Below are 13,322 nucleotides of genomic sequence, written 5' to 3'. Positions count from 1 at the left end.
AAACGCTTACATAGAAAATTATCGTAAATTTCATAGAAAGGCACGATTTTTCCTTGAAAAAAACTGATTTTTAAGGTATGATAGGAATGTAAATAAAATAACTCAAAGGAGAGTAAAAAATGTCAATTATTACTGATGTTTACGCTCGCGAAGTCCTAGACTCACGCGGTAACCCAACACTTGAAGTAGAAGTTTATACTGAATCAGGTGCTTTCGGACGTGGTATGGTTCCATCTGGAGCTTCTACTGGTGAACACGAAGCAGTTGAACTTCGTGATGGTGACAAATCTCGTTACGGCGGTCTTGGTACACAAAAAGCTGTTGACAACGTAAACAATATCATTGCTGAAGCAGTTATTGGTTATGACGTTCGCGATCAACAAGCTATTGACCGTGCAATGATTGCACTTGACGGTACTCCAAATAAAGGTAAATTGGGTGCAAACGCAATTCTTGGTGTATCTATTGCTGTAGCACGTGCTGCTGCTGATTATCTTGAAATCCCACTTTACAGCTACCTTGGTGGATTCAATACTAAAGTTCTTCCAACTCCAATGATGAACATCGTCAACGGTGGTTCTCACTCAGATGCTCCAATCGCTTTCCAAGAATTTATGATTGTGCCTGCTGGTGCACCTACATTCAAAGAAGCTCTTCGTTGGGGTGCTGAAATTTTCCACGCTCTTAAGAAAATCCTTAAATCTCGTGGTCTTGAAACAGCTGTTGGTGACGAAGGTGGATTTGCTCCTCGTTTTGACGGAACTGAAGATGGTGTAGAAACTATCCTTGCTGCCATTGAAGCTGCTGGTTATGTTCCTGGTAAAGATGTATTCCTTGGATTTGACTGTGCATCATCAGAATTCTACGACAAAGAACGCAAAGTTTATGATTACACTAAATTCGAAGGTGAAGGAGCTGCAGTTCGTACAGCTGACGAACAAATCGAATATCTTGAACAATTAGTTGATAAATACCCAATCATCACTATCGAAGATGGTATGGATGAAAATGACTGGGAAGGTTGGAAGAAACTTACTGAACGCCTTGGTAAGAAAGTACAACTTGTTGGTGATGACTTCTTCGTAACAAACACTTCTTATCTTGAAAGAGGTATTAACGAAGGATGTGCTAACTCAATCCTTATTAAAGTTAACCAAATCGGTACTCTTACTGAAACATTTGATGCTATCGAAATGGCAAAAGAAGCTGGTTACACTGCCGTTGTATCACACCGTTCAGGTGAAACTGAAGATTCAACAATTGCTGATATCGCAGTTGCAACTAACGCTGGACAAATTAAGACTGGTTCATTGTCACGTACTGACCGTATTGCTAAATACAACCAATTACTTCGCATCGAAGACCAACTTGGTGAAGTTGCTGAATACCGTGGTTTGAAATCTTTCTATAACTTGTCAAAATAATTCAGTTATAATATGAATCGGCTAGTTCTGCTAGCCGATTTTTTCTTTAATAATATTGGTAACTTTTAGGAGGGCGATATGGACAAGATTGAAGAACTGGCTCAGATCATTCAAAGTAGCCAAAATATTGTATTCTTTGGTGGTGCAGGTGTTTCAACTGAATCTGGTATTCCGGATTTTCGCAGCTCAAATGGTATTTACAATATTGAGTTAAACCAGCATTTTTCAGCAGAGCAACTAGTTTCACATACGATGTTTGAACGTTATCCAGAACATTTTTTTGACTTTTACAAGAAATATCTTATTTATCCTAACGCTAAGCCAAATGTAGCCCATGAATATTTAGCTTATCTAGAAAAGCTAGGGAAATTAAAGGCAATTGTTACCCAGAATATTGATAGTTTACACGAGATGGCAGGAAGCAGGAACGTATTAAAAATTCATGGTAGTGTGGACCGAAATTTTTGTACCAATTGTCATCGTTTTTATGACTTAGAGGATTTTTTGAAATTGTCAGGAATCATTCCTTATTGCGAGACTTGTGGTTGTGTAGTTAAGCCAGATGTGACTCTTTATGAGGAACCGTTAAATATGGAAGTTTTTTCTCAAGCTATTCAGGTTATCAGTCAAGCTGACCTACTCATCATTGGCGGAACATCGCTAGTTGTTTATCCAGCTGCTAATTTGGTTCATTATTTTCAAGGACGGCACTTAGTTGTTATCAATAAAAACAATGTACTACAAGATAGTCAAGCTGACTTAGTCATCAAGGGCAAGATTGGAGAAGTGCTGGGTAAGACATGGAAAGTAATGGGGTAGTCATTTTCAAATCAAATGATGGTTTCAATCATGTGCTTAGCTGTATTTTTTAGAGATAGTAGATTAAAAAATGTCCTCCATGACGGAAATTTTGGAAAATGTCCTTTATAATGGAAATTTTTTTAAATTTCCATTATAATAGACAAAAAGGGGTGAGAAGATGATGTACGTTGCTCTTATTGGAGACGTTATTGAATCAAAAAAAATACAAGATCGAGCGCAGGCGCAACAGAAATTGTTGCAATTGATGAAAGAGTTGAATCAGCAATATCAGAAATATTTAGTTTCTCCCTTTACGGTCACAGCTGGCGATGAATTTCAAGCTTTGTTTTTACCAAATTCGGATATGTTTCAAATCATGGATCAGCTTTCTATGGCATTTGCTCCTTATGAAATTCGATTTGGGATTGGTGCTGGAGACATGATTACAGAAATTAACAAAGAACAAAGCATTGGTTCTGACGGTCCGGCGTATTGGCTCGCGAGAGAAGCGATTAACTATGTTCATGATAAGAATGACTATGGCATCAATCACATTTCGGTTTCTTTGGCAGACGAAGAAGTCGGTCAGACAATCAATGCTATTTTAGCTGCGTGCTCTTTTATTCAGTCCAAGTGGACAGATATCCAATATGATGTCCTCAAACAATTACTAGCTGAAAATATATACGATGAAACATTTTCTCATAAAGAAATGGCAAAACTACTTGGTATCACTCCGAGTGCTTTCAACAAACGTATCAAGGCGAGTGGGTTAAAAATTTATCTCAGAAATAAACGAGTTGCGATGAACTTGATGTTAAATGCGATAGAGAAGGAGGCGAAACATGTCTAATTTGTGGGGATTTTCAGACTATTTTGTACAACATCCAATCTTGTTGTTAACCTTATTAGCGCATGTTTTAGCTGATTTTCAATGGCAAAGTCAAAAAATGGCAGATTTAAAATGTTTAAAATTGCCTTATTTATTGCTGCATTTAGCCATTGTTTTTCTTCCGTTGCTGATTTTGAGTATCTTTTTCCCGAAAGATATTATTTACTTTGTCGCTGTTTGGCTTAGTCATGTAGTTATTGATTTCTTGAAATACAGGCTCAACACGTTTATAGAAATAAAGAAACTCACAAAGCAAGTTTTCATCATTGACCAAGTCCTTCATTTGATTTGTATTTTTCTATTTTATGCTTTATTAGCTAATAAAATCAACCCACAATGGCTGAAAAATGGAGCGTCAGTTACTCAAACCCTTCTTTTCTTGGCAATCGTTGGAAAGCCTGTTAATATTTTATTTAAGCTTTTCTTCAATAGGTATCAGTCAAAGGGAGATAACCAAGACACTATAGCAGGTGCAGGGGCGATGATTGGGATTTTAGAGCGTTTTATTATGGCTTTGTCTCTTATATTTGGGCAGTTCGCTTCCGTTGGCTTAGTCTTTACTGCTAAGTCAATCGCACGGTATAACAAAATTTCTGAAAGTCAGTCCTTTGCAGAATACTATCTCATTGGCTCACTTTTTAGCATGATTAGTGTGTTAATTGTTTTTGGTTTGCTTTATTTGTAATATGAAAACTGTAGTTTAGTGATTGACTACAGTTTCGTTATATTATTGAATTTCATAGCCCATGAGGAGACCATTTTCTTCAGCATAAAAGCTACAAAGTCCAGAAGTCGGGATGACTTTAATAACAGCTTGTGGGAATCTTTCACGAACCATTTCGGAAAATTGCTGGCAAAACTTGGGATTATTTCGATGAGCAATAATGATTTGTCCACCGGCATAGCCTGCTTTGATGAGTTCATCAAAAGCTGCGACTAGTGATTTTTTAGCACCACGCGCCTTTTGAAGCAATTCCAACTTGCCGTCTTGACTGGCTTCGCCGACCATACGAATATTCAGTAATCCTACAACAGCTCCAAGTAATTTGCTCAGCCGTCCGTTTTTGACTAAATTGTCAACTTTTGCAAGAACGAAAAGCAATTTTGTCTTGGTTTGATAGGTTGTAATTTCTTTTATGACTTCTTCATAACTTAAACCTTGACCGATAAGAAGATTAAGCTTTTTGATAATCAAATCATTTTCACCGCCAGCAGAAAGAGTATCAATAATGTGGATATTCACGTCAGGATGGTCTTCAAGATAGAGTCTTTTAGCCACTTGTGCGCTATTATAGCTTCCTGATAGGGTTCCTGTAATGGTGACCACAAAAATATTTGAAGCTCCATCAAAAGCTTTCATATAGTCATCTGGACTAGGGCAAGCAGACTTTGAAGCCGAAGAAGTGGTATACATTTTTTCCATCATATTATCAATATTGAGCTGAGCATTATCTATAAAGATTTCATTGCCCACTTGAATGGTCAGAGGAACACTTTCAAATAAGGTGTCAACAGCAAGGTTTTCGATAGTTCTATAATCACAGCCTGAATCAGCTACAATTTTCCAAGTCATTCAATTCTCCTTTAATGGGATGATCCCTTAATTAGACATTGACAAAAGGTTTGCCTTTTTTTACAATTATATCATGAAAACACCGCTTTAGAAAGCCTTTACAGTCGGTTGTTACATGTAGAAAGAAAATGTTATGTCGGAACGTAAAATATCGAAAAAATCTTTAGAAAATCTAAAAATATCAAATCGGGAATCTAACCGAATTACAAAAGAATCATTGGAAATTTCTTTGTTGCAATTATTGGAAAAGAAAGAGTTGGCAAAAATTACCATTTCTGAATTAGTAGAGAGAGCTGGTGTCTCGCGCGCAGCTTTTTATCGAAATTATGATTCAAAAGAAGAAATTTTACAAGAGATTTTCCAACGAACAGTACAAAAGATTACTGATAAATTGGAACAATTCAATATGAGAACCGAGCTTTATCAAGTGTGGCTGTTCTTGTTTAAAGAAGTCAAAAAAGAAGCACGAATCCTTAGCTTAGCAGTGGATTATAATTTAGAAAAACTGTTGACAAGTGCTGTGTTTGATTTCTTGGAAAAACAAAATAGTTCCAGAAAAGAAGCTTCAACTTACATGAATTCATTTTGGAGTTCGGCGGTGGTTTCTGTTTTAATCAAATGGACAAAAGACGGCATGAAAGTTCCAGCAGAGAAGATTGCATCGCTCGGACTTCCGCTTTTTCCACATCGAAAAAATGATAAACTGAGTGATAAGTAAGAAAAGAAGGTGACAATATGGCGACAAAAAGATTGGCTTGGGACGAATATTTTGCAGCACAAGCGCTCTTGATTGCAAATCGCTCAACCTGCAAGCGAGCAAGTGTTGGTGCAGTTATTGTAAAGGATAATAAAGTTATATCAACAGGATATAATGGATCTGTTTCAGGAACGGAGCACTGCATCGATCATGAATGCCTGATAGTTGACGGGCATTGTGTGAGGACTTTGCATGCAGAAGTAAATGCAATTTTGCAAGGTGCAGAGCGTGGAATCCCAAAAGGATTTACTGTTTATGTCACACATTTCCCTTGCCTCAATTGTACAAAGCAGCTCTTACAAGTTGGTTGCAAGCGAGTGGTTTATATCAATCAATACCGTATGGATGATTATGCGCGCTATTTATATAGCGAAAAGAAAGTTGAGCTAGTACATTTGCCAATTGAAAAAGTAAAAGAAGCAATCTCGGAGACTGATTTGATATAATTTTTAAAGTGTGACTTTTGTTTTCTATGAATAAAAGGAGAGAAATTATGACAGAAGAACAACTTCAAAAAGCCTGGCAAGCATTGTTTGACGGGCAATATCAGCTTGCCAAGCAATTCGTTTATCAAATAGACCAAGATAGTTATAGTACGCTGAATTTAAAAGCTTATATTGCTTTAGAAGAAAAGGATTTTCAGTTGGCTCGTCAGTTTTTAAAAGACTACTATGCTCAGGCTATGTCTGAAAAGAATCTAGAAGAACAACATATAGGCTTGCATCAATTAGCTATGGTCGAACGAGAAGAAGAACATTTTCAAAAAGCTTATGACTTGATAATGACAGAAGCTGCAATTATTACAGAGCATTTCCCCAATGATGTCCTAAAGAAATCAGTCAATTTGTACGAACAAGGATATTTACAGTTCAAACTTGGAAATATTCATCTTGCAGAAGAGCTTTTGCAAGAAACACTAAATTTAGCATTGCAGACAGATGATTTAGTCAACCATGCTTGTGCTTATCGCGCCTTGGCTGAGGTAATGTTAGCTAAGAGAGATATAAAAAGAGCTAAGCTTTATGCACAAAAAGCACTGGCGTGTTTTGAAAAAGCAGGTGACGGCGTTGGAGCAGCAGGACTGAAGGACTTAATGACACAGATAAACTCACAAGATAGAAGTTTATAAATAATGTTTGTGAAATAAGATATTCTAATGTAAAAGTTAGAATATTTTTCTTTTTAGAACAATTTTAGCGAACGATAAGATAAAGGTTGCTAAATAAGGTTTTATTTTACCAGAAAATCTTGTATAATAGAATCAAAAAAGAATAAAAGAGGATTGATTATGAAAAAGAAAAAATAAATGTTTCTATTTTGTCGACATTGCTTAGTCTTAGTGCATTATGTCAATGGTGCATGTCTTTTCCAAGTTTCTACGATTGTTGATAAAGACAAGAATCTTGAAGGTGATGAATTTGTGGTTATTGATATGACGTCGCCAGAAATTATAAAAAAGACACTCACATAATATTCAAGGTGTTACGTTTAAAGATTCAATTTCAGAAATCGATAAAGTCAAGGCTAAATAAAAATGGAAGAATATTACTTCTTCCGTTTTTATTTTTAAAATTACATACTTGTTTACACAGAAATAAATTATTATTATCAAATTTACAAAAATCTTGTTTTAAAATGCTGCTTATTGCAGTTGGTGTAAACCGCGCTATATAGAGTTCCCTTTATTTCTGTTTAGGTTGTTGTTTTGTGATATTCAATCCGAAGGGAATGAGGTTTTCTTGTTTCATCCGAATTCGCTGGATATTATCTTTATGTCGGACGATAATGATGAGCGCTAATGCGAGTACAATTACGGTAAAGAGTACATCATAACGTGGTAAAAGAAAGCCAAATAGTGGGAAAATTAAGACTCCCAGAATAGCGGAGGCAGCAGCTGTCACACTTGAAAAGGAAATCATACTAGTCAGGTACAAGCAGCTGAAAAAGATGACAGCTAAATAAGTGAAGAAAGTCGGTGAAAATCCAAGAATGACGCCTGCGCTAGTTGCTACGGCTTTACCACCTTTAAATTCAGCAAAAATGGGGAAGGTATGCCCAAGAACGGCTAAAAGTCCAAAAACGAGAGGAGAAATACCGTTGATATGAAGGAAAAATGGCAATAGTGTCGCAAATGTCCCTTTAAAAAAGTCAAAAATAAAGGTGATGATGCCTGCTTTTTTTCCAAGGACACGAAAGGTATTGGTCGTCCCTGTATTTCCGCTGCCGTGTTCGCGGAGATTTTTCTTGTAAAATACTTGTCCAATCCAAAGCCCGGCAGGGATTGAACCAATCAAATAAGCTGCTATCAATGTAAAAACTATCTTTATCATGCTTTTATTATACCATGAATTTTGATTTTGATAGTTGAACGACCAGAAATATTTTATAAAATTTGTCTAGGCTGAAAAAATGGTGGTGAGAAGCAGAAAGAATACACTATTTCTAAAAATCTTTGCAAAATTTGCTAAAAACTTGTAAGATAGAAAGGATGAATGATTCAGGAGGTTCCTTGTGGCAAAAAAGGAAATCAATATTAACAATTACAATGATGATGCCATTCAAGTATTAGAAGGATTGGACGCGGTTCGTAAGCGTCCTGGTATGTATATCGGATCAACGGATGCAACTGGGCTTCACCATTTGGTCTGGGAAATTGTTGACAATGCAGTTGACGAGGCTCTGTCTGGCTTTGGTGATAAGATTGACGTGACCATTCACAAAGACGGGAGTTTGACTGTGGCAGACCACGGTCGGGGAATGCCAGTCGGTATGCACGCTATGGGCATCCCAACAGTAGAAGTCATCTTTACAGTGCTCCACGCTGGGGGTAAATTCGGTCAGGGTGGTTACAAGACCTCTGGGGGGCTGCACGGTGTGGGTTCTTCTGTGGTCAATGCGCTGTCTAGCTGGCTGGAAGTTGAAATCACACGTGACGGTACAATTTATAAACAACGTTTTGAAAATGGTGGAAAGCCAGCAACAACTTTGAAGAAAATTGGGACAGCAGCTAAGTCCAAATCTGGTACGAAAGTGACCTTTATGCCTGACGACACGATTTTTTCAACGATAGATTTCAAATACAATACCATTTCGGAGCGGCTCAATGAATCAGCCTTTCTCTTGAAAAATGTTCACCTTTCTCTGACAGATGAGCGAACGGGCGAGTCTGTTGATTTTCATTATGAAAATGGGGTGCAGGACTTTGTCAGCTATCTGAACGAAGACAAGGAAACTTTGACACCAGTTCTTTATTTTGAAGGAGAAGAGGGCGGTTTTCAAGTGGAAGTGGCTCTCCAGTACAACGACGGTTATTCAGACAATATCCTTTCTTTTGTCAATAACGTCCGCACCAAGGACGGCGGAACGCACGAGACGGGGCTTAAGTCTGCTATTACCAAGGTCATGAATGACTATGCAAGAAAGACTGGTTTGCTGAAAGAAAAGGACAAAAATCTGGAAGGCTCTGACTACCGTGAGGGCTTAGCGGCTGTTCTTTCTATCTTAGTGCCAGAAGAGCATTTGCAATTTGAAGGGCAGACCAAGGACAAGCTGGGCAGTCCGCTTGCTCGTCCTGCGGTGGATTCGATTGTGTCAGACAAGTTGACTTTCTTCCTCTTGGAAAATGGGGAATTGGCATCTAATCTCATCCGCAAGGCAATTAAGGCGAGAGATGCGCGCGAGGCAGCCCGCAAGGCGAGAGATGAAAGCCGAAGTGGCAAGAAGAACAAGAAAGACAAGGGGCTTTTATCTGGAAAGCTAACGCCAGCTCAATCCAAAAATCCAGCTAAAAACGAACTCTATCTGGTCGAAGGCGATTCAGCGGGCGGCTCTGCCAAGCAAGGACGCGACCGCAAGTTTCAGGCGATTCTGCCCCTACGCGGTAAGGTCATCAATACCGCCAAGGCTAAAATGGCGGATATTCTCAAAAATGAAGAAATCAACACCATGATTTACACCATTGGTGCAGGTGTCGGATCGGACTTCTCCCTAGAAGATGCCAACTACGACAAGATTATCATCATGACCGATGCGGATACGGACGGTGCCCATATCCAGACGCTCTTGCTGACCTTCTTTTACCGCTACATGCGCCCACTCGTAGAAGCGGGGCATGTCTATATCGCCCTGCCTCCGCTCTATAAAATGTCCAAAGGCAAAGGCAAGAACGAGGTTGTCGAGTATGCTTGGACGGACGGCGAGCTAGAAGACCTGCGTAAGAAATTTGGCAAAGGTGCCATGCTGCAACGCTACAAAGGGCTTGGGGAAATGAACGCCGACCAGCTTTGGGAAACCACTATGAACCCTGAAAACCGCACCCTCATTCGCGTCACCATTGACGACTTGGCTCGTGCCGAGCGCCGCGTCAATGTCCTCATGGGCGACAAAGTCCCACCCCGCCGTAAATGGATTGAAGATAATGTCAAGTTTACGCTGGAGGAGAGTGGAGAAGTTATTTTTTAGGAGAGTAAAGAATATAAATTGAAGAAGGTGAAAAATGGGTAGAAATAAAAACAAGAAGAAAAAAGGTAAAGGAAGAATTATCAAGCTATTTAGAAATTACGGATATATTTCTACTGATAGCTTTGGTCAAGAAGGAGAAGAGCTTCCATTTCAATTTACTTCTGAGATGATAAAAGAAATCGATGGTATTGAATACATTGAATATAGTGAAGAAGTGGAGTTTAATATAAAAAAGGGAGTGTCTCTTAGAGATAAGATAATTAGAGAAGCTGTTGAGTTGAGATTTGATTCCCGAAATCTAGTCCAGAAAAAGCGGGGAGGATCAAAATCTTATTTGAATCAAGTGAAAGAGAAATTTGATTTATTTAATATTCAACTGCCATCCAAAATTCATATGGAGAAAGAAATTAGAGAACCAGAATTGATAAACGATAAGTTTATTGCTTCTAAGTTAAAACATTTTTATGATTTTGTTTTGGTGGACGATGATGCTATTTTATATGAATATCTGAAAAAAATAGGCTTTCAACCTTATATGTTAGATTATCTTGTTAATGGTCTTTTTATCGAAAAAAACTTAGGTAATTTAAAAAAAATTGATGTAAAACATATTGTGAAAATTAACGATATTGATAAAGTATTTAGAGAAAAGATATTAAGATGGATATTAGGGATTGAAAATTCATACAAAAGCTTATTAAGCAGGTTATCTACTCAGAGAGAAGGTGGGGATGATATCGCTGCTAAAGTTGTAAGATATTGGAAAAATTCAACCGATGATGTTAAGAAGGGGCAATATAAGAGAGCTCAAGATCGATATAAGTATCTAAGTTACTCAGATAAATTTGATTATATTAATTGCGATATAATACCATTAGATGACTTAATGGATCAAATGGATTTGAGTACTTTAGAATCTTTGCTTGTTAAGTTTGATGATTTTTCAAAAGAAAGTATTTCTACAGGGGGACGTTTATTAACTCCTTTTGTCAGAGATATTGTTTTACATAAAACAGTACTTTCAGATTTAAGAATTATAAGAAATGCAGCGGCACATGGAAGGTTTGTGATTCCAACTATAGTAAATCCTGATTATAATCCTAACTGGGATTTAGAGTTTGATAACCCTCTTGAAAGAACTAAAATTAAAGATTGGTTCATATTTGGTTATTTAAAACAGGTACTGATGTCCCAAGGATTTGACGAGCTTATGTCAGTTAAGGTTGCACAAACCATTTTTGGTAATCCCTACAGAAAAGCTTGGTTTGAACTTAATTTTATTTATCATCGATTCATTAGTCTTTTTGATGATAAAATGTATAATGATTTTAAAAACGAATCGAATTATTTCTTAGATTATGACAGTGATTATGATAGAAATGAACAAGAAAAAAATGTCAATCCCATTTTAAAAGATATTGGAGACTTAACAATGTTTGAGTCAGATGCACTTCTTCAGTATTTTCCTCCAGCATACAAAATAATAGCAAATGAAGCATCACTTGCAGAGGAAACAGCAACACTCCATTTTAATAAAACAAGAATGGATTTGCAGAGGTATTTTTGATTTTTACTATTTTAAAACACTATCCCACACAAAGAATCAACTTTCCCAACTCTAAAACAAGAAATTTCACATGAAGAATTTCTTGTCTAGGAGTAAAAAAAACAAATCACACATGTGTGATTTGAATTTTTAGAGCAAAAGACGAACATTTACATATGTTCTGAGCGATTTTAAAGCAAAAAACTAAAAAACACGCGAAGAAAGAGGAGTTTATGACAAAAGAATACGGAATCATTAGTTTAACGGTACGCAATTTGGAGAACAACGAATTTTCCCAGCTCATGACCGAATCGAAAGAGGCGATTGCTGCTTTTAACAAGGCACACAAGGTTGAAAGTATTTATACGAGCAAGCTGGAAGAGATGAGCCAGCATTTGGCTAAGTTTCAGGAGGGGCTTCATCAGACGAAAGCTAGTCGCTTGGTGACCAGTTTGGACCAAGCCGACCGCGAGCGAGACGATGCTTTGGGGACGCTGACTGCTTTGGTGCGGGCATTTTCACGGGTCAAGGAGACTGCGACCAAAGAAGCCTACGATACCTTGGCAGGCTTGCTGAAAAATTACGCAGGGATTGCGGCTGCCAACTATGAAAAAGAGACAGAGGGCATCAACCACCTGCTCCAAGAGCTGAAGAAATCAACCTATCAAACGGCGCTGGCAAAACTGCACTTGGAAGCTCATGTGGAAAGTTTGATGACTGCACAAAAGCGGTTTGAAGAAGCCTATAAGGAGCGCTTGACCGAGTTAAAAGGCAAAGTGCCTAGCCAAAGCAAGCAACTCCGCATTCAGCTACAAGAAATCTACGATTTCCTGCTGGATTTTACCGCTATTATGACCTATGCCTACCCAGAAAGAAGCCACTATGCAGATCTTCGCGACCACCTCAATACCATTCGCAGCCGCTACAAAAAACGTAAAGCGGTTAAGAAAGTGAAAGAAGCGATCTAGCAAAAAGGTAGGTACTTCCATGAGAACTGAAAGTGAAATGTTGGATTTGATTTTGCAAACTGCAAAAGTGCTAAAAGTCGATGCTGTTGCCATGTCCGGCTCACGGACAAATCCAGATGCTCCCAAGGACGAGTTTCAAGACTATGATGTGGTCTACATTGTGGATAATTTGGATAGACTGGTAGCTGACCTTGCTTGGTTGGAGCAGTTTGGGGAGCGCATTATTGAGCAGCATAATGTACTTGCGCATCGCCGGCTCTACTTGATGCTCTTTGAAGATGGTAATCGGATAGATTTGACCCTTTGCCCTAAGGAGCATATCAAAGAATGGGTGGATAGCGAAGCAGACTTTATGGTGTTGGACGACCCACAGGGACTTTTTCGACCCTATACCCCCACTCCCAAACGCTATTGGACAAAACCAGCAAGTGCGGATGATTTTGCAAAATCGTGCAATGAATTCTGGTGGGTTTCAGCCTACGTTGTCAAAGGCATTCAGAGACAACAATTTGTGTATGCGGTGGATCATCTCTATGGTATCTGTCAGAAAGAATTGCTCAAGCTTCTAGCTTGGCAAGTGGCAGCGAACAAGGGAGTGATTGATGTCGGCAAGAACTATAAGTATCTGTTTCAGTATTTGCCCGCGGAGAAGGAAGAAGAATTTGCCACTTTGCTTGATTTTTCCAACAAAGAAAGCCTCATCCAGTCTTTACTGTCTACGCAGCAATTTTTTCACAAAGAAGCTCAGGCTTTCTCTCTCAAGACTGGTTTTCCTTATGATAAAGAGACTGCAGAAAAAATGATTCAGTACACTAAAGAAAAACTGAATCTAAGAAAGTGATAATCCACTTTGCTCATTCATAAGAGATGCCTCTTACATCAGGAAGCATTAAAAAAGAA

14 protein-coding genes are annotated in these 13,322 nt (G+C 38.2%); 12 read left to right on the top strand and 2 right to left on the bottom strand.

All coding sequences use genetic code 11. The annotated features are described in order from the left end of the window. The first annotated feature begins 119 nt into the window (after positions 1-119). From eno to EL079_RS03280, 4 genes are all read left to right on the top strand, one after another. Positions 120-1,424, top strand: coding sequence for a surface-displayed alpha-enolase (gene eno / locus EL079_RS03295; protein WP_003029634.1), 1,305 nt, complete (start codon positions 120-122; stop codon positions 1,422-1,424). Positions 1,425-1,502: 78 nt separating this feature from the next. Further along, positions 1,503-2,243 carry an NAD-dependent protein deacylase gene (locus tag EL079_RS03290; protein ID WP_003031049.1) on the top strand — a complete coding sequence of 247 codons (741 nt, stop codon included), beginning with the start codon at positions 1,503-1,505 and terminating at the stop codon, positions 2,241-2,243. Positions 2,244-2,403: 160 nt separating this feature from the next. Next, entirely contained in the window at positions 2,404-3,078 is a 675-nt protein-coding gene (locus tag EL079_RS03285; protein ID WP_018543474.1) for a SatD family protein, read from the top strand. Next, positions 3,071-3,802, top strand: coding sequence for a DUF3307 domain-containing protein (locus EL079_RS03280; protein WP_003030333.1), 732 nt, complete (start codon positions 3,071-3,073; stop codon positions 3,800-3,802). Before EL079_RS03285 ends, EL079_RS03280 begins: the two co-directional genes overlap by 8 nt. 42 nt (positions 3,803-3,844) lie before the next feature. On the opposite strand, the gene EL079_RS03275 is transcribed toward EL079_RS03280, so the two are convergent. After that, the gene (locus EL079_RS03275; protein WP_003030326.1) at positions 3,845-4,690 is read right to left on the bottom strand and encodes a DegV family protein; all 846 of its coding nucleotides are present in this window, start codon (positions 4,688-4,690) and stop codon (positions 3,845-3,847) included. 133 nt (positions 4,691-4,823) lie between these two features. Between EL079_RS03275 and EL079_RS03270 the strand changes: the two genes are divergently transcribed. The 4 genes from EL079_RS03270 to EL079_RS09685 all read left to right on the top strand — a co-directional run bounded on the left by EL079_RS03270 (position 4,824) and on the right by EL079_RS09685 (position 6,918). Then, positions 4,824-5,408: a TetR/AcrR family transcriptional regulator gene (locus tag EL079_RS03270; RefSeq protein WP_003030328.1), complete on the top strand. Its 585-nt coding sequence runs from the start codon at positions 4,824-4,826 to the stop codon at positions 5,406-5,408. Between the two features lie 17 nt (positions 5,409-5,425). Beyond that, on the top strand, positions 5,426-5,893 hold the full coding sequence (locus EL079_RS03265; RefSeq protein WP_003024408.1) for a deoxycytidylate deaminase: 468 nt from the start codon (positions 5,426-5,428) through the stop codon (positions 5,891-5,893). A gap of 47 nt (positions 5,894-5,940) precedes the next feature. Continuing rightward, positions 5,941-6,576, top strand: a complete 636-nt coding sequence (locus EL079_RS03260) for a tetratricopeptide repeat protein (RefSeq protein WP_003030330.1) — start codon at positions 5,941-5,943, stop codon at positions 6,574-6,576. Positions 6,577-6,753: 177 nt separating this feature from the next. Next, positions 6,754-6,918 (top strand): hypothetical protein, encoded by a 165-nt coding sequence (locus EL079_RS09685; RefSeq protein ID WP_003030322.1) that lies wholly within the window; start codon positions 6,754-6,756, stop codon positions 6,916-6,918. A 211-nt stretch (positions 6,919-7,129) separates the two neighbouring features. Here EL079_RS09685 and plsY read toward each other — a convergent pair whose 3' ends face one another. Further along, on the bottom strand, positions 7,130-7,777 hold the full coding sequence (plsY, locus tag EL079_RS03255) for a glycerol-3-phosphate 1-O-acyltransferase PlsY (protein ID WP_003030309.1): 648 nt from the start codon (positions 7,775-7,777) through the stop codon (positions 7,130-7,132). Positions 7,778-7,958: 181 nt separating this feature from the next. Between plsY and parE the strand changes: the two genes are divergently transcribed. The 4 genes from parE to EL079_RS03235 all read left to right on the top strand — a co-directional run bounded on the left by parE (position 7,959) and on the right by EL079_RS03235 (position 13,263). Next, complete coding sequence (gene parE / locus EL079_RS03250) at positions 7,959-9,908, top strand: DNA topoisomerase IV subunit B (protein WP_003030311.1); 1,950 nt, start codon at positions 7,959-7,961, stop codon at positions 9,906-9,908. A 34-nt stretch (positions 9,909-9,942) separates the two neighbouring features. Beyond that, on the top strand, positions 9,943-11,475 hold the full coding sequence (locus EL079_RS03245) for an Abi family protein (protein ID WP_018543476.1): 1,533 nt from the start codon (positions 9,943-9,945) through the stop codon (positions 11,473-11,475). 212 nt (positions 11,476-11,687) lie between these two features. Continuing rightward, positions 11,688-12,422, top strand: coding sequence for a DUF6261 family protein (locus EL079_RS03240; protein WP_003030313.1), 735 nt, complete (start codon positions 11,688-11,690; stop codon positions 12,420-12,422). Between the two features lie 19 nt (positions 12,423-12,441). Continuing rightward, positions 12,442-13,263 carry an aminoglycoside 6-adenylyltransferase gene (locus EL079_RS03235; protein ID WP_003030323.1) on the top strand — a complete coding sequence of 274 codons (822 nt, stop codon included), beginning with the start codon at positions 12,442-12,444 and terminating at the stop codon, positions 13,261-13,263. Positions 13,264-13,322 lie beyond the last annotated feature (59 nt).

The sequence above is a fragment of the Streptococcus anginosus genome (genome assembly GCF_900636475.1).
GTDB classification, from domain to species: domain Bacteria; phylum Bacillota; class Bacilli; order Lactobacillales; family Streptococcaceae; genus Streptococcus; species Streptococcus anginosus.
The sequence above is the reverse complement of the archived record's forward strand: the minus strand, read 5'-3'. Positions and strand labels throughout refer to the sequence as shown.